The sequence below is a fragment of the Shewanella sp. SM71 genome (assembly GCF_025653905.1).
Lineage (GTDB): Bacteria > Pseudomonadota > Gammaproteobacteria > Enterobacterales > Shewanellaceae > Shewanella > Shewanella oncorhynchi.
Genome location: NZ_JAKKRW010000013.1, coordinates 66,119 through 92,494 on the forward strand (window position 1 = coordinate 66,119; position 26,376 = coordinate 92,494).

Sequence of the window (26,376 nt, forward strand, 5' to 3'; positions counted from 1 at the left end):
TTACTTTGCTAAACGTTCAACACGCTTAACCCAACCTTCAGGACCTTTAATATGGCCCTTTTGGATTTCGGTATACAGTTTATAGATGCGCTGAACATGCTCGCCCACTTCACCATTACCGACAGTGACAACATGGCCATCTTCAAAAATGTAGGAGCCTACAGCAGAAACCACGGCCGCCGTCCCAAAACCACCCGCCTCAATAATTTCACCAGATTTAATATCAGCGATAAATTTATCAAGCATGACAGTCTCTTGGCGCACTTCACAACCGAGCATCTCACCCAATTCCATAATGGATTGCGAGGTGATCGACTTCAAAATAGTATCTGTGAAGGTTGGAATAATCACAGTGCCATCTTTCAGAATGTGGAAATGGTTCATCGCGCCCGCTTCTTCAATCTGTTGATTGGTCGAATCGAGATATAACACTTGCGATGCACCAAAGGCTGCCGCAGCTTTACCCGCACGCAACGAAGCCGCATAGTTACCCGCGGCTTTTGAGGCGCCAGTGCCACCCGATACAGCACGATGGAAAGTTTTGCTGATCAGCAAGCGTATACCTTTGTTCACGCCAGCCGCGTAATAAGCGCCACTTGGGCTTAACACCACACAGAAGGTATAACGCGAACTTGGGCTCACAGAGAGGCGGTCTTCGGTCGCAAAAATAAAGGGACGAATATACAGACACGCGCCTTCTTGCATCGGGAACCAGAGGCGATCGACATCGATCAACGCATTGATCGCATCCATCTGCATTTGTTCATCGATATTAGGAATACAGACGATATCGGCGGAGCGATTCATCCGCTCGGCATTCTTATTAATACGGAAAGTATAAATCTCGCCGTCTTCATGCATAAAGGCTTTAGCGCCTTCGAAGATCGACTGGCCATAATGCAACGCCATTGCACCCGGAGCCATTTCAAATGGTCCATAAGGAACGATGCGCGGATCGCACCATTGTCCATCATGATAATCCATCAAAAACATATGATCGGTTCTGAGGCTACCAAAGCCCACATTCCCCTCGGGCTTGAATTGCTCAGTACGGCGCTCGGACGCAGGTTTTAAATTGTAAGTTATTTCCATCGCATACCACCTTGATTACTGAACAAGCAGACTAGGGAGCGACAGGAATAAAGTCAAGAGGGGCGCGCATATCTAAAGGTCTAAGCAAATAAAAAACTCGCTAACACGCTTGGTTCAACTTTTCACACGGCCTCAGAGACAGGATAAAACAATCCGCATTGGGTCACACCTAATGCCAATGGCAAGTATTTTTGCCACAATAGGGTCGAACTCCCAATGAGATGATTCAATGTCAGATTATAAAATGATCCCCTGCGCCCACTACGACTATCTCGAACTCGCCTGTCTGCGTGGTTATCAACTCAACATTGAGCTTATTGATGGCACCCAGTGCCAAGGTAAAGCTATCACCACGCAGACAAGAGCCGACAAAACTGAGTGGCTTATCATCCAACTGCAACAAACTAAACAATCCCTTAGACTCGACCATATCGCCGCCATCACCCCCCTCGAGCCTAATGCTGAATTTAGCCGAGTACTCATTGCGGCCAAGCAACCCTAGCAAAGGATATAACATGGCAACTATGATTTTATCGGTTGAAATCGGTCATTGGATCGGTGGGCATAACGGCCAATACCCCCATCTCATTGAGTTTGATATGGCACATCTGGATAGACCCTTTCAGGTCAGTGAAGGTTGGGGGCATGGTTTAGGAGGCTCCGCTTACTCACTCGCACAATTTGTCGAAACGCCTTATTTCCTCAAACTCAAAACCGAGGCTCCTTGGGCGTTTGCCATTATCGAACAAGGCCTAGCCCAACAAGATATTGAGACTATCGCCAGCGCACTCTCAGAACAATATGGGGATCATCCGCCGCTTGTCCCTGCACATTTAATGGAATACTTATTAGGTTAAAGCTAAAGGGTTTTGTTAGAAGAGAGTGGACCTGCTGAACAATACAGGTTTAGTTAGCGAGGTGTATTGCGGAAAAACTTCACCGAGTCATGACACTCGGTGACAGGATTCAAAATAGGGATCGAAACAGGCTTCTTAACTGGACGAAAAATAGCTTAGCGCTTAAACCGCAACCGCCGCAATCACAGAGACTTCAACCAAATATTCTGGCTCGGCAATAGCGGCTTGCACACAAGCGCGGGCTGGCGCATGGCCTTTAGGCATCCAAGCATCCCATACCGCATTCATCGCATCATAATCACCCATATCTTTCAGATAAATAGTCACTGACAGTAAATGCTCACGCGAACTCCCCGCCTGCGCTAACAAGGTATCGACCTCCTCAAGCATAGTGACAGTTTGCTCGGTGATGCCTTGACACTTGTCCTTCGCCACTTGACCACACAGATACACAGTACCTTGGTGGATCACTATACTGCTCATGCGGGTACCTACATCTAAACGGGTAATACTCATATTGATAATCTCTTAAATCAGATGCACTTAAATAAATGGCTCAGCAAGAACCGAATCGGCTATTTTAACGATAAACAGGCTTTATGTCTGCGCCACGAATCTGGGCAAAGGTGAATAAAAACGTGCCATCAAGGCAAATAATCCTAGGCTACAGCTCACCACGGCCAGCCACACTAACGGCGTCGCCACGGCTAAATTGACTAATTGAAATCCGACTAAGGCTGCACATGCCGCGATCAAAGCAAAGGGCAACTGAGTCACCACATGGTCATGGGGATCGCAACCTGAGCTGGTCGCACTTAGCACGCTGGTATCTGAAATGGGCGAGCAGTGGTCGCCAAAAACCGACCCCGCCATCACAGCGCTCAGTACAGGTAACAACAAATGAGGATCCAAGTTATGGGCAATCTCTGCGCCAATAGGGATCATAATTGCAAATGTTCCCCAGCTTGAACCCGTCGCAAAAGCCATTATCGCGCAGAGTAAAAACATTCCCGCTACCAGCAGGTGCGGAGAAAGATAAGCCTTAGCCCAAGCAGCCAACAATTTAGCGACGCCAAGATCTTGGAGCACAGCGCCAATCATCCAAGTGCAGAGTAAAATCGCAATGGCGAAGGCGATCATGCGAACTCCGTGGCTCAAATCCCCCACTAACGCCGTTAAACGTCGCCCAGACAAGCCTAACATGGCAAGAGTGACTAAGGTTGCCAACAAACAAGCATCGCGCATAGAAGCGCCAATATCAGCCTTAGCAAGCCAAAGTGACACATCCCAAGAAGAGACCTGCTGAGCCCCCGACCACAAAGTTAATCCCACTGAAGCAGACAGCAGAGTCAGCATAGGGATTGCGAGCAGCCAAGGATTTCCCTTAACCTCGACCGTATTGGAGGATTCCACAGCAGTAGCAGCAACAAAAGAGTGAAAACCTACGCCATACCAAGCGACGAGCACGGACAAGCCTAAGGTCACTATGGCGTAAAAGTTAAATAAGGCCACCTCAATAAAGGCTTCCAGCGGCGACACGGGCAAAAAGCTGATCCCCACGATAAGCGCCATCACATAAGGGCCCCAACTGGAGAAAGGCAATAGCGCGCATAAAGGCGAAGCATTGGAATCAACTAAATAGGCGAGCTGCTCATGGCGAATACCATAACGCTGGCTGAGCGGCTGACACACATGGCCGACAGCAAGACAACTGAAAATCCCATCGATAAACACTAACCAACCAAGAAATACGACCCCAAGACGCGCCTGACGCTCAGTACGAATACGGCTATACAGCCAATCGCCAAACTGACCCACGGCACCGCCACGTGCTAACAATTGCGTCATGCTACCGAGCAGTAACATGGCGAACAGCACATTGAGATGCCACGCTTGCCAAGCACCTTGGGCATAAAATTGTTTTACACCGATATCAAGCAAATACAACCCCGTTTGCAGCGGGTCAAATTGGGCGATCAATAGGGCGCCAGAGACGATACCAACGCCTAACGCCACCAGCGTGCGGCGTAAAAACAGGGCTAAGGTTAAGGTCAACAGTAACGGGAGTATGGCGAGCAGACTAGGCGACATGGACCATTCCGATAAAAAATAAAACCAAGAATACTAACGAGTTAATAACAAATGCAAAAAAACTTAATTTAGAACCCAGTAATAGGGTGTTTTTTAACCAAACGGCAAGAATCGCTATTCCTTAAGTTCTAGGCACTGCTAGAATCACAGTCCCATCCAGAAACCATAGGACTCTCCAGATGAGCCTTGAATTACTGTCCAAACTGGAAACCAAAATCCAGGCTGCACTCGAAACTATCGAGCTTCTAAAAATGGAGCTTGAAGAAGAGAAGCAAAAAGCGTCTACGCTGAGTGAGCACAATCAACAATTGAATGCGCAAAACCAGCAACTACAAGAAGAACTCACTTCTTGGAACGAAAAAGTGACTGGCCTTGTTGGCTTGTTAAACAGCGAAATCTAAACTGCATTAGTTTGATGATGCTGCGCTTCGATCAGTTCGTTCAATTCTAAAATAGCCTGCTTCACTTTTGGCAGGCTTTTTCTTGGCAGTAAAAACCGTCCCTTCTCAAATTCCAATCGTCCTAAATCTTTAACCCAAATAACACCAGTGAGAAAAATACGCGCGTGCTTAACGATAAGCTTAGGTGCGTAGACAGGAAAAACTCTCATATGACCACCTACAAGCATTCTTGTTGTTATTGATTACAGTTGTTTGACAGAAGCTTTGCCACTTGAGTTTCATCGTTAGAGTGGTATTTTTCATCTTTTATCGCCAAAAATACTTAATCGTTTGATTTAGTTAAACTATGAATATGTCACCCTGTGAGTAAAAAAGAAGATCGCCATAATAATGTCACTTGCCAATTTTTTGACACTCTGCTAAATTATTAGCGTTACTCAGGGTAAAAATGAGTCCTCTGGCTCAAGTCCGTACTTTCTTTTACAAGAAGTACGGTTTTTTTTGCCCATTTTTTGCCTCGTCTTTATTCAATAAGTTCAAACGACTAGCCTACAGAAGCCCACTCAGTACGTTAAGATCCCTATCAAAGCTTTATTTGCCTTGTTGTTACCAACCGCCCCAATAAAAAAGAGCCCTTAGGCTCTCTTTAACATGCAATCGATACAGCATTATCATCCGCTCATATGACAGCAGTGCGGGTAACGCCTATCGAACTATTTTTTTGCTAGGTAGAAAGCAATTTCTAACAGCTCGTCGTAGGATTTGATTGCCCCTGTTTCAACACGGTACTTACCGTTAACAACCAGAGCAGGTACACCCGTCAGCTTAGCGTTTTCAGTATCACGCTTCATCTTTGCCATTTGCGCCTTTACCATGAAAGACTCTGCAGCCGCATCGAAGGTTTTACCATCGACACCGTTAGCAATAAACACAGCACGAACATCATCGCGATTAGTAAAATGCTGTTTCTTCTCATGAATAGCAGAGAATAACGCCGCATCCATTTTCTCATCGACGTTTAACTGATGTGCGACTGCAAATGCGCGTGACATTTCAACCCCCATCTCTTTGCCGATAAAATCAACGTGTGCTTGGTTAAACGCAACGCCTTCTGGCTTATCGGCGAGAATTTTTGGCACTACGGTTTTAGAGAAAGTAAAACAATGCGGACAATAGAAAGAGAAAAACTCAGTAATCTCAGGCTTCGCTGTTGCTGGGCCATCGTTAATCACTGTGTAATGCACACCTTCTTGGTATTCCACAGCCGATACTGCCAGTGGCGCCAGTAACAGAGCCGCGGCCATGAGTAATACTTTTTTCATGAAAATTCCTTAAATCATTTTGATAAATGGGCTGGAGACTAACATATTCCATTTTTTGAGTGTAACTCAAGCTTAAGAGTTCAATCTAATGTCACAAGATACGTCTGTGAAATCATATTTTGCTCAATGCTAATACGGCACTAGGCTCAGTGGTGGTTCGCTAAGGGCAAATAATTGCTCTTTGAACGCCAAAATCTGCTGTTCCCAATACTTTTCATCCCCAAACCAAGGGAAGTTCATCGGGAAGGCCGGATCGTCCCAGCGACGGCCAATCCACGCGTTGTAATGCACCATACGCAGCGCCCGCAGCGGTTCAATCAAGGCTAACTGCCTTGTATCAAACTCACAAAATTCTTCATAGGCTTCGAGTAAGATCTCAAACTGCATCAGTTGCTGCGCTCTATCCCCGGTCAGCATCATCCATAAATCTTGAATCGCCGGTCCCATGCGAGCATCGTCTAAATCGACGAATCCGGGACCGTCTGGCGTCCACAAAATATTGCCTGGGTGTAAATCGCCGTGTAAACGAATGGCCGCAAAATCTTGGCGATCCCAAATCGCATTCGCCTTTGCCAACACCTGCTCTACTACGGTAAAGAACGGCAAGCGTAGGCTATTAGGCACCAGATTAGATTGCTTTAACCACGCGAGCGGCTCGGCGCCTAAAATCTGCGGATTCAGCGGTTCACGTTCAGCAAATACCGTTTGCGCCGCGTACTGATGTATACGACCGATGAACCGACCCACTAATTCCAGCTGCTCTAAATTATCGACTTCGAAGGCGCGACCACCCAAGGAAGGAAACAGGGTAAATCGATAACCTTGGTACTTGTGTAACGTATGGCCTTCGATAATTACAGGTACGGCAATCGGGATATCTTCTGCCGCGAGTGCGAGCGCATAATCATGTTCCTCTTGGATCTGCGCATCGCTCCAACGATCTGGGCGATAGAACTTCACCACATAACGCAGCCCTTCATCGCTACGGAACTGATAAACGCGGTTCTCGTAACTGTTCAGCGCGAGTAAGCCCGTTTCTGGGTACACGCCCAGACTTTCGATCGCATCTAAGATCAAATCCGGTGTTAGGGCTTGAAAATGGAACTCTGCGCCGCTAGAACTCGTGGTTGGTGGCGTCATATTCTGACTCATATTCAGTTCACTCTTAGGTGAGGTTGCAGCAAAGTGGCTAAGTATTCCAGCACCTCAAAATCGGCTTCTCGTTCGGTCGAGAGCCAGCAAATGTTGCCGTAAAACTCATAATTGAGCCATAACTGGCTGCCTTCAAATTCTAATAACCATTGATGCCTGTCGGCACCCCACTGACGCTCGCGCACAGTGCAATCTAGCGCCGCGGCTAAGGGTTCGGCAAAGTCGGCGAAACGATCAAAATCGATATCCGCACTGACCGCTAAACTTAAGGCACTTTTATCTAAGCTAATGGTATCTAAGCTCATGGCTTTTAAATGCGTACTTGATAATTTCATGCTTGTTATCCCATCAACTACTACATGACATGATCAAACCTTGGCCCCAGTCCGGCGGACGCTTGGCCAAGTCTTCATGCTCTGCGTGTTCGGCAAAGGGCTGAGTTAAGATTTTTTGCAGCAAATGCAGCGGCGCAAGATTACCCTCTTCCACCGCGATTATCGCCTCTTGGGCTAAATAGTTACGCAAAATATATTTGGGATTCACACTATTGCGCTCAGTTTGCCACGCAGGGATATCAGCCACCGCGCCCAATCGCTGTTGATAGGCTTGATACCAAGCATCAAACTGACTGACATCGATAAAGTCATCCCGCAGCGCACTGTGTTTGCTGGTTGGATCTAACTTGCCTAATTGACGCCAAGTCTGAGTGTAATCGAGTTGATTTTTCTCCATCAGCACAGTAAATCGACCTATAAGTTCGAGATCCTGTTTGTCCTGCTCTACCGACGAAACATCAACTGCTGATAGACCTAGTTTTGCCCGCATCAAGCGCAAATAAGGCTGCACTAGCGCCTCTTGGTATTGATTAAGAATGGCAATTAAGTCATCGGATGGGATCACTGGTGTGAGCGCCTGTGCTAAACGTTGCAAGTTCCACAAACCGACGCCCGGCTGCTGACCAAAGGCATAGCGACCTTCGGGATCAGAATGATTACAGATAAAGTCTTCTTGGAATGTATCGAGGAACGCAAAGGGACCGAAGTCAAAACTGTCACCTAGAATCGACATATTGTCTGTGTTCATCACGCCATGGGCAAAACCGACCGCCTGCCAGTGGGCAATCATCTTAGCGGTATCTTGCACTACCTGTAAAAACCACGCTTTATAACCTGCGGCATCACAACTCAAATGGGGATAGTGCTGAGTAATAGTGAAGTTGAGTAATTGAGTCAGCTTATCGGCACGGCCGCGCTCACTGTGGCAGAAAAACTCGAAATGACCGAAACGAATATGGCTACGGGCTAAACGTACGGTAATGGCTGCGGTTTCTTGGCTCTCGCGCCATACGGGCAAGTCAGAGCCAATCACAGCCAAGGCGCGGGTCGTCGGCACATGCAGATGATGCAGCGCCTCAGAGACTAAAAACTCGCGCACTGCGGAGCGCATCACAGCACGGCCATCACCACGGCGCGAATAAGGCGTCGGACCGCCGCCTTTAAGAGCGACATCCCATGCGCCATGTGGACCAATCGCTTCACCTAAAATGATCGAACGTCCATCCCCTAAGCGCGGCGTGTAACCGCCAAATTGGTGGCCACTATAGACTTGGGCATAGTAAGTCGCGCCATCGACGGCAGCATTGCCAGATAAGCCCAATAACAGCTCATCGGTGGGTTGACTTAAGCCTATCAATTGGGCGGCGTCATTACTCCATGCCAGCCATTCAGGCTTAGTTATCCCTTGTGGATATACTTGCGAGTAAAACTCAGGCAGCTGAGTAAAAAAATCCTGTTTAAACTTCATCTTGTCCACCTATTGGCTCATGGTCTTGCAAACCAGCACCGACTTATCGTCGAACTCACATAGGTGCCCACATTGATAAGATCCAAGGCCAAAACCACTCACGCCAGAACGACTTAGGCGTTGCATACCATGAGCCTTGCTCTGGCATTGCTCTAGAGTATCGTAGTAACCATTAATATCTTCGGCCTGCAAAGGTGTCACCGGAATGGCACTCACATCGGGATAATAAAATAGGGTCCATTCTGGGGTTTTAGTACAGCCACTGAGTAGCAATAATCCAAGCCCGAATAAGACATTCGGTAAGGCATAGCTTAGTTTCATTTTTCCCCTATTAAGCCCATAAAAAAAGCGAACCTTAGTTCGCCTTTTGCGCATTCAGTTAGCAGGGATTCTACACTGCTTAGACGAGGGAAATAACCGCTTTTCGACTAAGGGTTTACCCGCTAAGCGCTCCCTACGACATATCAAGCCGTGGTTGCTTTAGTCTGTGCTTTCTCAATCCGGTTGATTCGGCCCTCAAAGCCAGTGACAGTGCCATCGCTCAGCCCAAGCTCAAGTGCTTTACGACAGATGACAATGGCGGCATCGAAGGCTTGGGTATCATTTAGCAAGGTGGCTAAATGCAGGAAACCGGAAGATTTAAGCTCAGTATCTTTGCCTTGCTCGGCGCTAGCCGCTTGGAACAGTGCAATATACTCTTCCGCTAATTGAGCACCATAGTTAAGGTAATCCGCCGATTTACGCTGTTTGTAGCATTCAGCAATCATATTTTGCAGCGCGGTATAGCGAGCACTGGCTGACGTCGCTCCTTGATACTCCTCAAAGGCCCGAACTAAAGTCACATTCGCCCAAGCCCCTGGCGCACCGACCTCAGAACGTGTGTTCGATGCTGGCTCTGCTTCAGTCTTAACGTCATCTTGTTCATCTGCAGGCGTGGTGCCTAAAATGATCACCGCCTCTTCATTATGGGCCGCAGGAATATCGACTTCGATGATATCTGTGTCTAGCGCCACCGAAATGCTCGCAGGGCTTTCGGTCTCACGGGGCATTAATTCGGCTTCAACTTCGATAACTGGCTCTACTTCAGCCACACCAGTATCCTCAACCCTGTTAACTGGCTCAGGTTCTACACGCTCGGGCTCAACAGCGGAGAAAATAGGTGCCTCTTCGGTGGGAACTACAGGTTTTACCGAGGTCGACTTGGGTTTCATCGCCTCTTGTTCTTCTTTCGCCAATCGCTGCGCGCGAAGGAATAAAAACACCCCGACAGCAATCAGTATAAATACGACTAAGATCTTCATTCTTGTTCACCTTTGATGGCCGCTTCTCATCAGAAGCCGTGTCAATGGGTTTGCCAACGTCCATCAGGACTGTGTCCATGGCAACCGAGTCTAGCTAAAAATTGAGCAGAGATTAACCGCTATTAAAGTCCATTGTGTCGGTGCAAATCAAGTATTTATGCCTTTTTATACGATCTTGCGCTCAAATAGTTATAGCCAATTGCGCTAGACTGGCACAATCGAGTTCCCTAATCCCCCCATCCACCTGCTTATAACAAACATAAGGAAAACCTGATGCAAAGTATTCTTATCGTGGCCCATGCCAGCCCTTACGGGACAGAAAAGCTATTTAATAGCTTACGCATCGCATTAGCCCTGAAGGATCAGGACGAGCAAGCGGTCGATCTTAAACTTTTTCTCATGTCAGATGCCGTGTTTGGCGCACTCAAAAATCAAACCACACCTGACTTAAGCTACAACCTGCAGCAGATGTTTGAAATTCTCTGCGCACAGCAAGTTCCGATTCTACTTTGCAAGACCTGCGCTCAAGCACGAGGCGTCACTGCAGAAATGATTATCGAAGGTGCATATATAGGCACACTGCAAGATTTAACTCGCTGGACACTGGCCGCCGACAAAGTGATGCATATCTAAGGTTTATTTTTAGGTGTGACATTGGGGATAGTTGGATTATTTAAAGCCCCATTTTGTGCGCACCTTCATAAATTGGCGCTTTCGTTTTGTCAGCGCCAATTTCACTGCCTATGATGGGATATCCGAGTGACAAGCTAAGGTATTCCAATGGGCACAGCCACACTGCTTACGGGCAAACTCCTGTACGAACACCAAACCATTGCCGCAATGGTGACAATTTATTGCAAGGCGAAACACCAAGGCCAAGACGCGACGAGCCTATGTGCAGATTGCATTGAGTTATTGGATTATGCCGCAACACGCCTAGATCGCTGCCCCTACGGACAAAACAAACCCACTTGTAATAAATGCCCAGTGCATTGCTACAAACCCGCGCAGAAACAAATCGTCAAAGAGATCATGATCTTTTCTGGTCCACGGATGTTATTACCGCATCCCGTTCGTGCAATCAAACACTTACTCGCGGAACGCATTCCCGTTCCCAGCGTTGTGCCCGAGGCGGCTTCAAATCGTCATCAGCGCATAGCAAGCCAACAGAAAAACTAACGGCGATACTTTTACCGAGCCGATTTCCTTGATATAACAGGGCTCGAGGTATCGCATATGAACGAGTTTCATAGTTTTTTCACTCAAGCTTACTGGTGGTTGTCATTATTTGGAGGCGTACATTGCCTCGCGTTAGCTATTTATATTCGCTATTTTTATCACCCAGACGCTAACCAAAAACTCCTCGCCGCTTTCTTAAGTCTTATTGCTCTATACTTCCTCACGGGTATGCTGAACCGCGATAACAGTCCAATTCCCATTCATATCCTATTCAATCTGATTAACCCTATCTATTTTTTGCTCATGCCTTTGCTCTATCTCTATTGCAAACGCAGTTTAGCACCAACCAATAAACCGCTAGGGTTTTCAAAGCATTACTGGCCATCTGCATTCACATTAGTTTTCGCCATTTTAGATATTGCCCTAAGATTAACTGCGCATCCCATTAACGAGTGGCAACCCATAGCTCTGATGCTTAAAGAAATGAGTATCAGCCAATGGGGCGCTCTACTCCCAGCGCTGTTATCTGTACAAACCTGTTTTTACTTTATCGCGCTGTGGATGTTGTTTCGTCGACATAAGCGCAATCAAAGAGATGTCACCCAAACCCAAGAGGCGCTCGGCACCATTCGGTTTCGTTGGCTGATAAGCTTGACCTTGGCCATGTTGTTGAATTGGTTAATCCGCGTATTTGTGGTGATTTTGCCTTTCTATCTTGGTGATAATCTATCGCTACTTTCCCACGCATTGCCAAGGCTGACCTTACTACTGAGCATGTATATGCTGGCGGTGTATGGGCTAAAGCAAATCACCCGCTCTGCCTACTTAAAAGGCCGCATGGCCGAACCAGAGTTAGAGCAACGCCCACTCGTCATTGAAAATATTCTCACCCCAGAGGAGTATGAATTTTTGCATCAAGTTCAGCAGGACGATGCAGAAAAAAACCAAGGTTCTTCGCCACCTAAGAACTAATTGGCGAAACTGCACTCCAATCATCACCACCAATATCACTCCAACCATTAAGTCGAACACTGAACCTAAGCTGACACATATGTCACTTTTGGCTGTCATTTGTGTCGATAAAGGCTAGTCTGGAACAACTAAAGACTTGAAGAGGCGTTACCATGAAATCATTTTTAACAGCCATTGCGGCATCAACATGCCTTATTGTGAGCCTATTTGCTGCCCCAACTGTACATGCAGATGAAAGCTACGATCAGGCTGTAGTCAATTTCCAAAAAGCGAAAGAAACCAGTAAATTTTTCGACACAGCCTATGGCTATGCTTTATTCCCAACTGTGGGTAAAGGCGGAATTGGGATCGGTGCAGCCTATGGCAAAGGCCGAGTCTACCAAGGCGGTGCCTATATGGGTGATTCGAGTCTGACTCAATTATCCATCGGTTTTCAATTAGGTGGACAAGCCTACAGCGAGATCATCTTCTTTAAAGATGCCAAAGCCTATGAAGCCTTCACGAGCGGCAGTTTCGAGTTTGATGCCCAAGCGTCGGCAGTTGCCATCAACATGGGAGCAAGCGCTCAAGCAGGAACCACAGGCAACTCAGCAGGCGCAGGCCAATCAGGTGGTAATCGCTCGGCGAGCGGCTCTTATATCAACGGTATGGCAGTATTTACCGCAGCAAAAGGCGGCTTAATGTTTGAAGCCGCTCTTGCGGGTCAAGCCTTTAGCTTTGAGCCTAAAGCTAACTAAGACGAGCCATTCGGCTGTGATATCAAACGGCGAGCCTAAATGCTCGCCGTTTTTTCTTAAATGATTACCTCAAGCTTCTGACTCAGATGTTCTAACTAAAACCAAGTCATTAGAATTGAGCAAAATAAGTTGAAATGTATATTTAACCTAGCGAAGTAATAACAAGGGGATATGACTTTTACTGATCATCCTTGTGGTGTTACTCCCCACAAAAAACTTCCGAATACGCGAATGACCATAGGCGCCCATCACCATAAGATCGATTTGATGCTCAAGTTGATAGATCTCAAGGGCCGTTTGCACTTCTCCCTGACAAACGGCGGTAACCACATTGAAATCCGCCGCAATCAGAGATTCAGCCACCAACGCCAGTTCAGCTGTCGCCAGCGATTGATCATCAGACACCATCACTAAATGACATTCAAGCCCTTTTAAAAGTGGACTCGTTAGCACTTGATTAAGGGCTTTTTTCGCAGTAATGCTGCCATCATAGGCGATCATAAATCGAGTCGGTGCAGTAAACTCGTCCATCACCACTAACATAGGCTGCTTAAGCGTGCGAATGACATTTTCTAAATGACTGCCAATGGCCTGCGCTTGATCTTGATGCTGCTCCCCTTGGCCCCCATCACCACCAATCTGGCATGGGATTCTTGCTCTAGCAGGGTTTCGACTAAATCGCCGTGACGCTGCAAGGTTGCAACCATTCTGCTAGGCTGCTTCTCAACAACGCGGATTTTTGCTTCTTGCAGCATATACTTACCCTGTTCAAGTGCGAGTTTGCCTCGACGCGCTTCAAGCTCAACCATTTCAGCAAGCAAATGCTCTCGCGTACCTAAACCTATATTCCCTGATAAATTCGTTTCAGTTGGGTATGCTGATTTATCCAATACATGCAATAGAGTTACTGGGGCATCCAGTTGCTGAGCGGCCCAGCTACTGGCGTCACATACGGCGAGTGTCACTTTTGAACCGTCGATACAGGCAATCACATTTGTCATCGTTATTTTCCTTTTACTGTGTTGCTAAGGGCTTAGTGACCAGACATCATGTTTTCAACGTTTTCAGGCTTATCGTGCACCCCAAATTTATCGACTATGGTTGCACTGGCTTGGTTAAGGCCAATCAACTCCACTTCAGTTCCCTCTCGACGGAATTTAATCACTACCTTGTCTAGGGCCGATACCGCAGTAATATCCCAGAAATGCGCTTGAGATAAGTCGATAGTCACCTTATCAACCACTTCCCTAAAATCAAATGAATTACTGAACTTATCTGCTGAGGCAAAAAAGACTTGCCCAATAACTTGATAATGGCGACCTGCGTCGGCAGCAGCCGTTACACTCTTAACCACCATAAAACGGCCCACTTTATTAGCAAAGAACAGGGACGCGAGTAATACCCCCACAAATACTCCCATAGCTAAGTTATGGGTAGCGACCACCACAGCAACGGTCGCCACCATCACAAGGTTGGTTGATATTGGATGATGCTTAAGATTACGAATTGAATCCCAAGAGAAAGTACCGATAGACACCATGATCATCACGGCAACCAGTGCCGCCATAGGGATGAGCTTTAACCATTCGCCGAGGAATACGATCAATATGAGTAGAAATACCCCCGCTGAAAAGGTCGATAACCGTCCGCGACCACCCGATTTAACATTGATGATCGACTGACCAATCATAGCGCAACCGGCCATACCGCCCATTAAGCCCGCGCCAATATTGGCAATACCTTGGCCCTTACACTCGCGGTTTTTATCGCTTTGGGTATCGGTTAAGTCATCGACTATGGTGGCGGTCATCATAGATTCCAGCAAACCCACCACGGCAAGGCCGGCCGAATAAGGGAAGATGATCATCAGAGTTTCAAGGGTCAATGGCACTTCAGGCCAGAGGAAAATAGGCAAAGTATCAGGTAGTTGTCCCATGTCACCGACAGTACGAATATCTAACCCCATATAAACCGCAAACAGCGTTAATCCGACAATACACACGAGAGGCGAAGGTAAGGATTTACCAATCACAGGGATAAGTGGGAATAAGTAGATAATACCAAGACCTGCAATCGTCATCGCATATACATGCCAAGTCACATTGGTCAGTTCGGGCAACTGGGCCATAAAGATCAGAATCGCCAGCGCATTCACAAAGCCTGTCACCACAGAGCGGGAGACGAAACGCATCAAGCTTCCTAGTTTTAAGTAACCCGCGGCAATTTGCAGCACACCAGTTAATAGGGTCGCCGCGAGTAAATACTCGAGGCCGTGTTCCTTCACTAAGGTCACCATCAACAACGCCATAGCACCCGTTGCGGCAGAGATCATACCAGGACGGCCACCTGTAAACGCGATGACCACTGCGATACAGAATGAAGCATACAGGCCGACCTTAGGATCGACGCCTGCAATAATAGAAAAGGCAATAGCCTCAGGGACTAACGCCAGTGCAACCACAATACCGGCTAACAGATCTCCGCGTATGTTGGAGAACCACTCTTTTTTCATGGTTTGTATCATGTCACTCACTCTGATTGAAATTTAATCATATCTTCCAATAGCTAATATCAACACTTGACTCAAATGTCAGCGCATAGCCAATAAGGTACTTATGCGTCAAGCTGACGAAATGCAGTTGGGATTATGGGTATGGGGTACAGCAAAACAACTACCGAGTCGGTAGCGACTAAGGACGGATCTTAACGATCCAAGAAGGAAGGATTAAACTAATGCGGCTTAATGCTCATCACCGAAAAATAACCTCACTTATATGAGCCAACTCAAATTTGACTGCATTAAAAATAGTTGTGCTATTGGGAATAGCGACATAATGACGTGTATAAAACAGGCCGGAGTATAGAGAGTTGTTTGCTCAAAATCAAAAAACTTCAGTTAACATCAGAGTGATTAAAATACCCACCATACTTTGGTGGGCATTGAATAAAAACAACCGCAACAACTCAGGGGTAACATAGGTAAGTATTAAGCACCATCTGATATCGCTTTATGCCGAGGCAGTTTGATTGAGATAAGTGCTGCGAGCGCAATAAATGCCGCCGATATCCACAGACAAGCCGCCATGCCATACACTTGATACACCCAGCCAGACAACACAGTCCCAATCAAACGCCCCATAGCATTAGCCATGTAGTAAAAACCCACATCTAACGATACGCCATCTTCATCCGCATAACTGACGATAAGATAGCTGTGTAATGAAGAGTTGATCGCGAATAAGGCGCCAAACAGCATCAATCCCCAAATCAGTATATTCGCAGCATGGAAGTCATAACTTATCGCCAGCGCAATGCCTGCCGGCACTATGCTCAATATCGCCGCCCAACCTAAGGCGCTACGTCCATCGGGAACCTTGTTTTGGCTCGCCGACTTTGTCCCCGTCAAGCGAGGTGCGAAGCCTTGCACTATGCCATAACCTATCACCCAGAGTGCGAGAAAACCGCCGACATACCAATGATCCCAACCAAAGGTTGAGGCCAAATAAACGGGTAAAGCCACCACAAACCACACATCCCGCGCACCAAATAAAAACATGCGTGCGGCAGAAAGCGTGTTTACCGCCGGACTCTTAGAGAAAATTTCCGTGAACTTAGGTTTTTTTTTGGCTTTACCTAAATCGCGCTGCAAACTTAACAGACTAAAAATCCACACCAGCAATAGGACAATTGCCATACCTAACACGGCCAGCTGGAATCCAAACAGGGTCAGCAAGGCACCGCCCAAGAAGAACCCCGCGCCCTTTAGCGCATTTTTGGAGCCAGTGAGCATGGCAACCCACTTATACAGCTCACCCTGAGCATCATTGGGCACCAACAACTTGATACTGCTTTTAGCGCTCATTTTATTGAGATCTTTAGCAATACCCGACAAGGCCTGCGCCGCCATCACCCAAGCAACCGTAAGCATACTGCTAGGCACAAGCAGCATGCTAAGGGCGACAATCTGCATAAATAGGCCTACATTCATGGTCTTATTTAAGCCTAAACGCGCCCCGAGCCAGCCGCCGACTAAGTTCGTTACCACCCCAAAGATTTCATAGAAGAGGAATAGCATGGCAATTTGTAGCGGGCTATAACCTAAGCCATGAAAATAGAGCACCACTAACATACGTAATGCGCCATCGGTGAGCGTGAATGCCCAATAGTTGCCTGTAACCACCAGATACTGGCGGATCTCGGGTGATATGTTAGACAAGAACCCTGTCAGCTTAGCCATAAAGCTTATGCCTTATCCATCAGACCGACCATGCGGGCCAGTTCGACGGTGCGATTGGCATAACCCCACTCGTTGTCATACCAAGCGTAGAGTTTGACCTGAGTGCCATTGATAATCATGGTCGATAGCGCATCGATAATGCTCGAACGCGGATCGGTTTTATAATCGACCGAGACTAATGGACGTTCCTCATAACCTAAAATGCCTTTTAGCGGTCCGTCTGCCGCTTCTTTTAACAGGCGATTGACCTCAGCTTCGGTCGTTTTGCGACTCACCTCGAACACACAATCGGTTAATGAGGCGTTCGCTAATGGCACCCGCACCGCATGGCCGTTAAGCTTACCTTTGAGTTCAGGGAAAATATGGGTAATAGCCGTCGCAGAGCCTGTTGTCGTAGGGATTAGGCTTAAACCACAGGCCCGCGCACGGCGGAGATCTTTATGCGGTGCATCTAAAATAGTTTGAGTGTTGGTAATATCATGAATGGTTGTCATGGAACCATGCACTATGCCGAGGTTTTCGTGGATCACTTTGACGATTGGCGCCAAACAGTTAGTGGTACAGGAGGCCGCGGTTACAATAGGATGAATAGCTTTGTCATAGAGTTGATGATTCACCCCCATGACAACGTTTAACACGCCCTCTTCTTTAACGGGCGCTGTGACCACAACACGTTTAACGCCTTGATCTAAATAAGCTTGCAGCACTTCTTTGGTTTTCATCTTACCCGAGGCTTCAATCACCACATCGCAGGCGGACCAATCGGTTTCGGCGATGGTTTTATTGCGTGTACAGCGAATACACTTGCCATCGATAATGATGTCATCGCCATCGCCATCGGCATTGGCCTCGTACTGCCAGCGACCATGCACAGAGTCGAATGTCAGCAAATGGGCTAAGGTCGCCGCATCCCCTGCGGGATCATTAATCTGCACAAACTCAACCTCTTCCCAGCCCCAAGCAGCGCGCAATGCTAAACGTCCCATACGGCCAAAGCCATTTATCCCGATTTTGATTGTCATACCTGCATCCTTCCCACTCAGTTTTATATTAGGTGTTTTATATTATTTGTTTAAGATTAAAGCGTTATCTGTTCGATATAGCCGCGCTAATGCCCTTCTCGTTGGCAATGGCGGTAATGATCTCAGCGGTTTTAGTGCATTTAGCGCATCCACTACCTAATGCTTTGATGTTTAACATTTTTATAATTCTCACAGAACGGGACCTATAGCGTTAAAGATCCAACCGATTAAGGTGAATGAAATCAATAAAATGGCAAAAACGATGGCCAGCAAACGCCATTGCATCACCTGCTTGAGCAAAATGAACTCGGGAAAACTGGCGGCAACCGTAGACATACAAAATGCCAATGTCGTCCCTACGGGCAAGCCATTAGTGATAAGGCTCTCCATGATAGGGATAACCCCTGTGGCATTGGAATACAGAGGAATACCAATCAATACCGCCACAGGAACCGACCACCATTGACCATCGCCTAAGTGGGCTTCGATCCAACCGTCAGGCACAAATCCATGGAGTGCGGCGCCAAGCCCAACCCCAATAATGACCCATTTCCACACTCGGCCAAAAATCTCTAGGGTCTCGTCTTTCGCAAACTCATGTCGCTCGGTTAACGTCATGGATGTTGATGTCATACCCTCGCTATTATCGTGACTTGCTTGCGCCTGACCTTGTTCGAGTGCTTTGGCGGCAAAGGACTGCAGCCAACGCTCAGCGCGAATCGAGTCCAAAAATGCCCCCGCCAACATACCCACTGACATGCCGACTAGCACGTAGATCACAGTGAACTGCCAGCCCAGCAGACTCACAAGCAACAGTACGGCGACTTCATTAATTAACGGCGAAGTGATCAGAAATGCCATAGTGATCCCAACGGGGATCCCCGCGGAAGTGAAACCTAAAAAAACAGGAATGCTCGAACATGAGCAGAATGGGGTAACAGCGCCAAAACCCGATCCCATAACGTAACCGACAAAACGATTTTTACCCGCCAAGTAATCCCGAACCCGCTCGACATTGAGCGAGGCCCGCACCAAAGCGATGCCATAAATCATCAGCAACAGGAGCGCAAAAATCTTAGTGGTATCTTCAATAAAAAAATGGATGGCGTCGGCGAGCTTAGTATTGGGCTCTAAACCCATCAAATCAAAAGTTAACCAGCCCGCTAAATCTGAAAATATTTGCAGCATTGTTACGCCACCTTAATATTAAGCAAAACTTTAGACACGTAAATATATGAAAAAACGTATATTTGAGGTTAAATTTTTGCAGCTAGTCTTCTAGCAGCAAGCTTTAGCACGGTCAGGACGCCCGCCCATCTTACACAAATTACGCATATTTTCTTCAAGGAATACAGTGTTTTGGTTGGTAACTTCACTCAGCACTAACTGACTCCATTCGGGTAAGTCATTATTGATACGATAGAAAACCCATTGCCCCTGACGGCGATCAACTAATAAACCGCATTTACGTAATTGGGCCAAATGTCGCGAAATCTTAGGCTGGGTCTCTTGCAATGCCTCGGTCAATTCACAGACACAGAGCTCTCCCTCTTGCTGGATCAACATCATGCAACGCAAGCGGGTTTCATCGGCTAAACATTTAAAAAACTGGGTTGGATTAATCATTGATGCCCTTAGACTGAACTAATACAAACATTTTGATCCTTTTGTTAACTTTCCTAAAGGTTCATTCAAACAGCAAGCTGTGAGCGGTAAGAAACAACACTCGTTTTTCATGGCTATGGATCTTTTGGAAAGACCTTGTACAATATATACGAATTTTCATATATGTAAATATCCGTATATAAGATCACCTTAAGTATCATGCATTAGTCAAAATGGTGTTTGAGTATAGTGTTCAACACTAAGATACATACGAAAATTCACATATAAAAAATCATTCAAACCCACCGACAATATAGTTAGGTGAGGGCATTATTTTATGATTACGGGTAGACAGTCTCTGCCCTTTTAGGAGCTTGTATGTGGTTAGCAGGGGCAATTTTTGTTCTCACCATAGTGTTAGTAATTTGGCAACCTAAGGGGTTAGGCATAGGTTGGAGTGCTACCTTGGGCGCCGTATTGGCCCTACTACTGGGTGTGGTGCACTTAGGGGATATTCCTGTGGTATGGAATATTGTCTGGAATGCGACCGCCACCTTTATTGCCGTGATCGTCATCAGTTTATTATTAGATGAGTCGGGATTTTTCGAATGGGCCGCGCTACATGTGGCCCGTTGGGGCAAAGGTCGTGGCCGTTTACTCTTTACTTACATAGTGTTACTCGGCGCGACTGTTGCCGCATTGTTTGCCAATGATGGCGCGGCGTTGATCCTCACCCCGATCGTAATTGCGATGTTACTGGCTCTGGGCTTTAGCGCCGGAGCAACCTTAGCCTTTGTGATGGCGGCGGGTTTTATTGCCGATACCGCAAGTTTGCCGTTAATTGTCTCTAACCTAGTCAATATTGTTTCGGCGGACTTCTTCAATATAGGTTTTAACGAATACGCCTCTGTGATGGTGCCCGTCGATATTGCAGCTATTAGTGCCACCTTAGTCATGCTGCATCTGTTTTTTCGCAAAGATATTCCCGCGACCTACGACTTGCAAAAACTACGCGAACCTAAGGCCGCCATTCGCGACCTCAACACCTTTAAAACCGGTTGGGGCGTATTAGTCTTACTCTTGGTGGGCTTTTTTGGCTTAGAACCCCTCGGTGTGCCCGTGAGTTTAGTCGCTGCCGTGGGTGCCCTGATCCTGTTTATTGTCGCGAAAAAAGGCCATGCCATAGATACCACTAAGGTACTGCGCGGCGCGCCCTGGCAGATAGTGATCTTTTCACTCGGCATGTATTTGGTTGTTTATGGTCTTCGCAACGCAGGCTTAACCGATTACCTATCAAGCGTATTAAATAGTTTGGCTGAACAAGGGCTTTGGGCTGCCACTATGGGCACAGGCTTCTTGGTCGCCTTTTTATCATCCATCATGAACAACATGCCAACAGTGTTAATTGGCGCCCTGTCGATAGACGGTAGCAATGCCACCGGCGTGATTAAAGAAGCCATGATTTACGCTAACGTGATTGGTAGCGATTTAGGTCCTAAAATCACCCCCATCGGCAGTTTAGCAACCCTGCTATGGCTGCATGTACTGGCGCAGAAAAATATTAATATTACCTGGGGTTATTATTTCCGCGTCGGCATTGTGATGACGCTACCAGTGCTATTTGTCACCCTAGCGGCACTGGCGCTGCGCCTCTCCTTCTAATCTTCGTCCATGGGCACTAGAGCATCTGTTTAGTGCCTATGGATCAATTTATAAGCAATTATTTATCAGAGACATGTTATGACTAATATGATTGATGACAGCATTAAGATTTACCACAATCCAGCCTGTGGTACATCGCGCAACACTTTAGCATTGATCCGTAATAGTGGAGTCGAACCCCAAATCATCCACTACTTAGAAACGCCACCCTCCCGCGATGAATTACTTAAGCTAATTAATGAGATGAAAATATCTGTGCGTTCATTGCTACGTAACAATGTTGAACCATTTGAACGACTAGGACTTTCTGAAGTCACATTTACTGATGAAGAACTGGTTAACTTTATGCTGACTTATCCCATTTTAATTAACCGTCCTATCGTCGTTACGCCGCGAGGCACAAAACTCTGTCGCCCATCTGAGACAGTGCTTGATATTTTGACCAAAGCACAACAAGGCCCTTTCACCAAAGAAGATGGCGAAATCATCATTAATGAACAGGGACAAAGAGTTCGCACATGAAACCACTAAACCACGATATGCCAGCGCTCAAACAAGAATTAATGGTTAATAACATGGATATGGACTGTTTTAATCTAACTCCTCTAACCCATCCGCCTAGAATACTGATGCTTTATGGCTCAGTACGAGAACGCTCCTATAGCCGACTGACGACGGAAGAAGCCGCTCGACTATTAACACACATGGGCGCAGAGGTGCGTATTTTTAACCCTTCTGGACTTCCACTTCCTGATGATGCGCCTGACAGTCATCCCAAAGTCATGGAACTAAGAGAAATGGTACGTTGGTGCGAAGGTATGGTGTGGTGTTCACCAGAACGCCACGGTGCGATGACCAGTATTATGAAAGCCCAAATCGATTGGATCCCTTTGGCTGAAGGTGCTGTCCGGCCTTCACAAGGTAAGACATTAGCAATAATGCAGGTGAGTGGTGGTTCACAGTCCTTCAACACACTAAACCAAATGCGTATATTGGGTCGATGGATGCGCATGTTCACCATACCCAACCAGTCTTCAATCGCAAAAGCTTGGTTAGAGTTTGACGAGGCAGGCCGAATGAAGCCTTCGCCTTACTACGATCGTGTAGTTGATGTTATGGAGGAATTGATGAAATTCACTTTACTCCTGAGGGGCAATGTTAATTTCCTCACAAACCGATATAGCGAACGCAAAGAAAGCGCTTCAGAGCTATCAACCCGAGTAAATCAAAAAGAAATATAGATTAAACACTAAAAGTATTCTCGACTATGGAGCAAAAGATTAGCCCTGCGCCAACTTTTACTCCATAACTAAGAACCATCACGCCAAATAAATACATTCCAAATACACGAGTGAGCACCTAAATCCTTAAAGCCAGCGAAAAACTCTCTGTAACTTGCTATTAACGATGCAATTCGTCCATTTGCTTGAATTCATTTTTAATCTGTTGATATTGCGATGGCCATTCGTCGTACCAAAGAGCAAACTCCTCTACAGGCATAGGCCGAGCAATACCATAGCCTTGGCACAATTGGCAGCCCAATTCAGCTAAACTCTTACCATGGGCAATGGTTTCAACACCTTCAGCAATCACATTAAGATTAAATACTGACGCTAAGCGGATAACACCCTCCACGATACGCCAATCATCTTCGCTATCGAGCATACCTCGCACAAAACTCTGATCAATTTTTATCGTCGATATGGGTAATTGGCGTAAATACGTTAACGACGAATAACCTGTACCAAAATCATCTAGGGAAAAATGGACACCCAAACGCTTACATTCCTGAAGGATCTCAATTGCCAATGTCATATCTTCAATGGCGGCACTCTCTAAAATTTCCAATTCTAGATCCGAGGCCGTCAAATCGGGATATTGCATTAACGTCGATTTTAAGAACGCGCTAAAGTGTTCAGCCAATAGCTGCCGAGCGCTTACGTTAATACTTACTGCTATCGGGCGACCACTCTGTTGCCAATTCTGCCATTGTGCTACTGCAGTATTGATAACCCATTCACCTAAAGCAATTTCAAGATCACTGCCTGCAATATCCGGTAAAAACTCACTCGGACCGACTATACCTCGCAGTGGATGACGCCAACGAATTAAGGCTTCCGCACCAATAATTTTACCGGTAGCGAGATTCACTTTTGGTTGGTAAAACATCACAAATTCATGACGTTCAAAAGCTGACTTAAGTTCTTCTAACCAAGTTCTCCGAGCAATAATGTTACGATCAATGTCAGGATCAAACATTTGGAAACGATTCTTACCTGCCGATTTTGCCATATACATGGCTTGGTCGGCATGGCGCAATAAAATGTCGGGGTCAACGTTATCCTCTGGATACAAACTCACGCCAATACAAGCCGTTAAACAAAGATTTAAATCACCGATTAATATCGGCTGATCGACCGCCGCCAGTATTCGTAATAGTACTTGAGTACATTCTTCCTCAGACATCATCTCAAATAAGATAACGAACTCATCGCCTCCTACCCGGGCCAACGTATCTTGCTGCCGAATCACCACAGACACATTATTTGCAATCGCGATCAACAGTTGGTCACCAACCTCATGGCCATAACGATCATTGATCACCTTAAACCCGTCAAGGTCCATAAAACACACGGCACAGAGACTGCCATTACGTTGAACATGGGCAATCATTTGCTGAAAACGGTCTAAAAGTAAGCGACGATTTGGTAATCCTGTAAGTGCATCATAATTTGCCACGCGATCTAACTCAGTCTCATGGGTCTTTAATAACGTGATATCGGCTTGGGTTCCCGAAATCATCAACGCTCGACCTTGACTATCCTCTTCAACGACCCGCCCCTTACACAATATCCAGCACAGCTCGCCAGTCTTTTTAATGCAGCGCACTTCCAACTCTATACTGCTTGTTTTATGGATGAGATGCTGTAGAACCTGTTGCTCTATATTTTGCACATCTTCGACATACACATATTGACGCCAATTATTAACCGTCAGCTTCATCTCGCCAGCTTGATATCCCAAAATGGCTTCAAATCTTGGGCTGATTTGCACTTCTCCAGTAACAGCATTCCAGTCCCAGAATCCTTGTTCAGAACCTTGAATAACCCTTTGCAATTGTGCTGTTTGAGCCGCTAGTTGTTGTTGAAGCTGTCGCGCATGGGTAATATCTTGCACTGTACCGTGCAATTTAAATATCTTACCGTGCGGATCACGCTGTGCTTGACCCCTAGCCATAATCCAACGATGGGCACGATTAGGATCTAGCAACTCAGCTTCGCATTCATACTCTTCTCCCGTATGCACACATCGCATCACCAGCGTACTTAACGCTTGCCAACTCTCAGGAGTAAATAATTTCTGCACTTGTTCTATCGAAGGGGCGGCTTCTTTATATGGCAAGCCATAAATCACAAAAACCTGTTCAGACCAAGTATGCGAATCAGTAACTAAATCCCACTCCCAACTGCCAATCCCTGATAATTGTTGTGCTTGTTTTAATCCCAACTCACTAATGAGTAAATGTTCAGCATTTTTTTCTTGAGTCGTGACATCCCTTGCTATTCCAAATAAGCCACAAATTGCACCTTGAGCGTCAAACACAGGACCTTTGGTCACTTGAAAAATGGCTGCTTCACCCTGAATATGTAAATACTCTTTATGTGTGGTGACCATTCCGGACACTAATACAGTGCGATCTTTTTCTTGGATAATATCAATAGAGTCAGCATCAAAAATATCAGTGTCATCTTTGCCCAAGATGTCACTCATACTCTTGCCGACAAAGGTAGCAGCACCTTGGTTGACCAAGATATAACGCCCCGCCAAATCCTTCACAAAAATACCATCGGTTGTTTGAGAAACCACAGAATCGAGCAGTTGATGATTCACATCCAATTTCTGTAATGAGGCACGTAAATAGCCGCTCAGTGCACTGATCACTATGCCGTAAACACTTAGACTAATAAGCTGTAACCAATCGACAGAATGAATATTATCGAGGCTATTGGCGGTTGGATGAAGATAATAGACACACAGAACAGAGAGACATGTCGCGACTAATCCGGGGGCGAATCCGCCACCAATAGCGCTTAATGAAATGGGCAACATAAAAATCAGCAATAGTAAACGCTGGTGCTGCTCAGCTGAAAGTGAATTGGCAAACCATAGCGTTATCAGCGTAAAACTCAATATCGCAATGTATTTAAGCCATGAGATATTACTTATCGCTACAGAGCGAGCAAAGGTTATTTCTAGCAAATTACCCGATGGAGCATTATGACGGTCAGGAACGGCATTCAGAACAAAAAGTAGGATAAAGGCACTGGTAAATACAAAGAAAAAACCTTTCGCGAGGGATAAGCGAAACACAGTTTCTGTGTCCGTAAATACAAGCAACAATTGATCGGATAAAAAGATCCATCCAAGCGCCGCAAGTGCATAAATAGCCACAGCTAAAATAATATATTGAGTCCGAGATTTATGATTATGTCCAGTATTGTCAACCATCCTAACTCCATCACAACTAGCGCCATCAAAACGACTCCCTTGATCTATGATTGGCACTAACGCCAGCCAACAATAGGTGGTCATTCCACAGATGAACATCATATTCAAGCTAAAGACTATAACTTAAAAAACATCAGTATAATCTAATAAAAACCCGAAAGAACAATGTACAACATAAAAATGCAAATCAAATACATGCCTAAAATATAGCTATCAGATATTAAACTGCAAACAGTATCTAAAAATGATTATTGAGCGTTCAATCATTAACGATAGAACGCCGTATATTGCTAATTTACAGTAAATTTTCTAAGTAAATGCACAGCATATCTGGCTCACAGTGCGATGAAAATCTAAAATCCCCGGCGTAAATCATTAGGAACTCAGTCACCACATCGCATTTCTAACACACCAATAAGATGAGTGCTGAATCA

At 46.1% G+C, this 26,376-nt stretch carries 29 protein-coding genes; 10 read left to right on the forward strand and 19 right to left on the reverse strand.

Annotated elements, in window-relative coordinates; genetic code table 11:
- The gene (locus tag L5L97_RS13850) at positions 1 to 1,092 is read right to left on the reverse strand and encodes a branched-chain amino acid aminotransferase (protein WP_263182409.1); all 1,092 of its coding nucleotides are present in this window, start codon (positions 1,090 to 1,092) and stop codon (positions 1 to 3) included.
- A 229-nt stretch (positions 1,093 to 1,321) separates the two neighbouring features.
- Here L5L97_RS13850 and L5L97_RS13855 point away from each other — a divergent pair, with 229 nt between their 5' ends.
- Positions 1,322 to 1,594 (forward strand): Rho-binding antiterminator, encoded by a 273-nt coding sequence (locus L5L97_RS13855; protein ID WP_105251101.1) that lies wholly within the window; start codon positions 1,322 to 1,324, stop codon positions 1,592 to 1,594.
- Between the two features lie 13 nt (positions 1,595 to 1,607).
- Entirely contained in the window at positions 1,608 to 1,949 is a 342-nt protein-coding gene (locus tag L5L97_RS13860) for a hypothetical protein (protein WP_263163947.1), read from the forward strand.
- Positions 1,950 to 2,111: 162 nt separating this feature from the next.
- Here the strand turns inward: L5L97_RS13860 and L5L97_RS13865 are convergent, their stop codons facing one another.
- Both L5L97_RS13865 and L5L97_RS13870 read right to left on the reverse strand, forming a co-directional pair.
- Positions 2,112 to 2,465: a RidA family protein gene (locus tag L5L97_RS13865; protein WP_263182413.1), complete on the reverse strand. Its 354-nt coding sequence runs from the start codon at positions 2,463 to 2,465 to the stop codon at positions 2,112 to 2,114.
- 81 nt (positions 2,466 to 2,546) lie between these two features.
- On the reverse strand, positions 2,547 to 4,040 hold the full coding sequence (locus tag L5L97_RS13870) for a Na+/H+ antiporter NhaC family protein (protein WP_263182415.1): 1,494 nt from the start codon (positions 4,038 to 4,040) through the stop codon (positions 2,547 to 2,549).
- Between the two features lie 179 nt (positions 4,041 to 4,219).
- Here L5L97_RS13870 and L5L97_RS13875 point away from each other — a divergent pair, with 179 nt between their 5' ends.
- Positions 4,220 to 4,441, forward strand: a complete 222-nt coding sequence (locus tag L5L97_RS13875; protein WP_006083484.1) for a cell division protein ZapB — start codon at positions 4,220 to 4,222, stop codon at positions 4,439 to 4,441.
- Here L5L97_RS13875 and L5L97_RS13880 read toward each other — a convergent pair.
- The 7 genes from L5L97_RS13880 to L5L97_RS13910 form a co-directional block, all read right to left on the reverse strand.
- Entirely contained in the window at positions 4,438 to 4,650 is a 213-nt protein-coding gene (locus tag L5L97_RS13880) for a DUF1107 domain-containing protein (RefSeq protein WP_006083486.1), read from the reverse strand. The two genes, L5L97_RS13875 and L5L97_RS13880, sit on opposite strands and share 4 nt — an antisense overlap.
- A 504-nt stretch (positions 4,651 to 5,154) precedes the next feature.
- A complete protein-coding gene (locus L5L97_RS13885) occupies positions 5,155 to 5,763 on the reverse strand; it encodes a thiol:disulfide interchange protein DsbA/DsbL (protein WP_173248033.1) in 609 nt (202 codons plus the stop codon).
- Positions 5,764 to 5,892: 129 nt separating this feature from the next.
- Positions 5,893 to 6,915 carry a serine/threonine protein kinase gene (locus L5L97_RS13890; protein ID WP_263182418.1) on the reverse strand — a complete coding sequence of 341 codons (1,023 nt, stop codon included), beginning with the start codon at positions 6,913 to 6,915 and terminating at the stop codon, positions 5,893 to 5,895.
- 2 nt (positions 6,916 to 6,917) lie between these two features.
- The gene (locus L5L97_RS13895; protein WP_263168403.1) at positions 6,918 to 7,250 is read right to left on the reverse strand and encodes a DUF3630 family protein; all 333 of its coding nucleotides are present in this window, start codon (positions 7,248 to 7,250) and stop codon (positions 6,918 to 6,920) included.
- Positions 7,251 to 7,263: 13 nt separating this feature from the next.
- Positions 7,264 to 8,718, reverse strand: coding sequence for a protein adenylyltransferase SelO (locus tag L5L97_RS13900; protein WP_263182420.1), 1,455 nt, complete (start codon positions 8,716 to 8,718; stop codon positions 7,264 to 7,266).
- 9 nt (positions 8,719 to 8,727) lie between these two features.
- Positions 8,728 to 9,039, reverse strand: coding sequence for a hypothetical protein (locus tag L5L97_RS13905; protein ID WP_113941607.1), 312 nt, complete (start codon positions 9,037 to 9,039; stop codon positions 8,728 to 8,730).
- Positions 9,040 to 9,182: 143 nt separating this feature from the next.
- Entirely contained in the window at positions 9,183 to 10,019 is an 837-nt protein-coding gene (locus tag L5L97_RS13910; RefSeq protein WP_263182422.1) for a hypothetical protein, read from the reverse strand.
- Between the two features lie 273 nt (positions 10,020 to 10,292).
- Here L5L97_RS13910 and L5L97_RS13915 point away from each other — a divergent pair, with 273 nt between their 5' ends.
- The 4 genes from L5L97_RS13915 (at position 10,293) to L5L97_RS13930 (ending at position 12,907) form a co-directional block, all read left to right on the forward strand.
- The gene (locus L5L97_RS13915; protein WP_263182424.1) at positions 10,293 to 10,652 is read left to right on the forward strand and encodes a DsrE/DsrF/TusD sulfur relay family protein; all 360 of its coding nucleotides are present in this window, start codon (positions 10,293 to 10,295) and stop codon (positions 10,650 to 10,652) included.
- A gap of 147 nt (positions 10,653 to 10,799) precedes the next feature.
- Positions 10,800 to 11,198, forward strand: a complete 399-nt coding sequence (locus L5L97_RS13920; protein ID WP_071940633.1) for a nitrous oxide-stimulated promoter family protein — start codon at positions 10,800 to 10,802, stop codon at positions 11,196 to 11,198.
- A gap of 57 nt (positions 11,199 to 11,255) precedes the next feature.
- Complete coding sequence (locus tag L5L97_RS13925) at positions 11,256 to 12,170, forward strand: hypothetical protein (protein WP_198573245.1); 915 nt, start codon at positions 11,256 to 11,258, stop codon at positions 12,168 to 12,170.
- A gap of 152 nt (positions 12,171 to 12,322) precedes the next feature.
- Positions 12,323 to 12,907: a YSC84-related protein gene (locus tag L5L97_RS13930; RefSeq protein ID WP_105250489.1), complete on the forward strand. Its 585-nt coding sequence runs from the start codon at positions 12,323 to 12,325 to the stop codon at positions 12,905 to 12,907.
- Between the two features lie 147 nt (positions 12,908 to 13,054).
- Here the strand turns inward: L5L97_RS13930 and L5L97_RS13935 are convergent, their stop codons facing one another.
- The 8 genes from L5L97_RS13935 to L5L97_RS13965 all read right to left on the reverse strand — a co-directional run bounded on the left by L5L97_RS13935 (position 13,055) and on the right by L5L97_RS13965 (position 19,792).
- Positions 13,055 to 13,450 carry a universal stress protein gene (locus L5L97_RS13935; protein WP_263182426.1) on the reverse strand — a complete coding sequence of 132 codons (396 nt, stop codon included), beginning with the start codon at positions 13,448 to 13,450 and terminating at the stop codon, positions 13,055 to 13,057.
- A gap of 29 nt (positions 13,451 to 13,479) precedes the next feature.
- Positions 13,480 to 13,908, reverse strand: coding sequence for a universal stress protein (locus L5L97_RS13940; protein WP_263182427.1), 429 nt, complete (start codon positions 13,906 to 13,908; stop codon positions 13,480 to 13,482).
- Positions 13,909 to 13,940: 32 nt separating this feature from the next.
- Positions 13,941 to 15,431, reverse strand: coding sequence for a SulP family inorganic anion transporter (locus tag L5L97_RS13945; RefSeq protein ID WP_263182429.1), 1,491 nt, complete (start codon positions 15,429 to 15,431; stop codon positions 13,941 to 13,943).
- Between the two features lie 462 nt (positions 15,432 to 15,893).
- A complete protein-coding gene (gene arsJ / locus L5L97_RS13950; protein WP_263182430.1) occupies positions 15,894 to 17,144 on the reverse strand; it encodes an organoarsenical effux MFS transporter ArsJ in 1,251 nt (416 codons plus the stop codon).
- Between the two features lie 5 nt (positions 17,145 to 17,149).
- Entirely contained in the window at positions 17,150 to 18,166 is a 1,017-nt protein-coding gene (locus L5L97_RS13955; RefSeq protein ID WP_263182431.1) for an ArsJ-associated glyceraldehyde-3-phosphate dehydrogenase, read from the reverse strand.
- Between the two features lie 64 nt (positions 18,167 to 18,230).
- Positions 18,231 to 18,344, reverse strand: a complete 114-nt coding sequence (locus L5L97_RS22965; protein WP_212600613.1) for a thioredoxin family protein — start codon at positions 18,342 to 18,344, stop codon at positions 18,231 to 18,233.
- 11 nt (positions 18,345 to 18,355) lie between these two features.
- Positions 18,356 to 19,354 carry a permease gene (locus tag L5L97_RS13960; RefSeq protein WP_263182432.1) on the reverse strand — a complete coding sequence of 333 codons (999 nt, stop codon included), beginning with the start codon at positions 19,352 to 19,354 and terminating at the stop codon, positions 18,356 to 18,358.
- A 90-nt stretch (positions 19,355 to 19,444) separates the two neighbouring features.
- Entirely contained in the window at positions 19,445 to 19,792 is a 348-nt protein-coding gene (locus L5L97_RS13965; RefSeq protein ID WP_263178906.1) for a metalloregulator ArsR/SmtB family transcription factor, read from the reverse strand.
- A gap of 357 nt (positions 19,793 to 20,149) precedes the next feature.
- Between L5L97_RS13965 and L5L97_RS13970 the strand changes: the two genes are divergently transcribed.
- From L5L97_RS13970 to arsH, 3 genes are all read left to right on the forward strand, one after another.
- Positions 20,150 to 21,433, forward strand: a complete 1,284-nt coding sequence (locus tag L5L97_RS13970) for an arsenic transporter (protein WP_263182433.1) — start codon at positions 20,150 to 20,152, stop codon at positions 21,431 to 21,433.
- A gap of 87 nt (positions 21,434 to 21,520) precedes the next feature.
- Positions 21,521 to 21,955, forward strand: coding sequence for a glutaredoxin-dependent arsenate reductase (gene arsC, locus L5L97_RS13975; protein WP_263182487.1), 435 nt, complete (start codon positions 21,521 to 21,523; stop codon positions 21,953 to 21,955).
- 17 nt (positions 21,956 to 21,972) lie between these two features.
- The gene (gene arsH, locus L5L97_RS13980) at positions 21,973 to 22,674 is read left to right on the forward strand and encodes an arsenical resistance protein ArsH (protein WP_173248745.1); all 702 of its coding nucleotides are present in this window, start codon (positions 21,973 to 21,975) and stop codon (positions 22,672 to 22,674) included.
- A gap of 160 nt (positions 22,675 to 22,834) precedes the next feature.
- Here the strand turns inward: arsH and L5L97_RS13985 are convergent, their stop codons facing one another.
- The gene (locus tag L5L97_RS13985; protein WP_263182435.1) at positions 22,835 to 25,942 is read right to left on the reverse strand and encodes an EAL domain-containing protein; all 3,108 of its coding nucleotides are present in this window, start codon (positions 25,940 to 25,942) and stop codon (positions 22,835 to 22,837) included.
- Positions 25,943 to 26,376 lie beyond the last annotated feature (434 nt).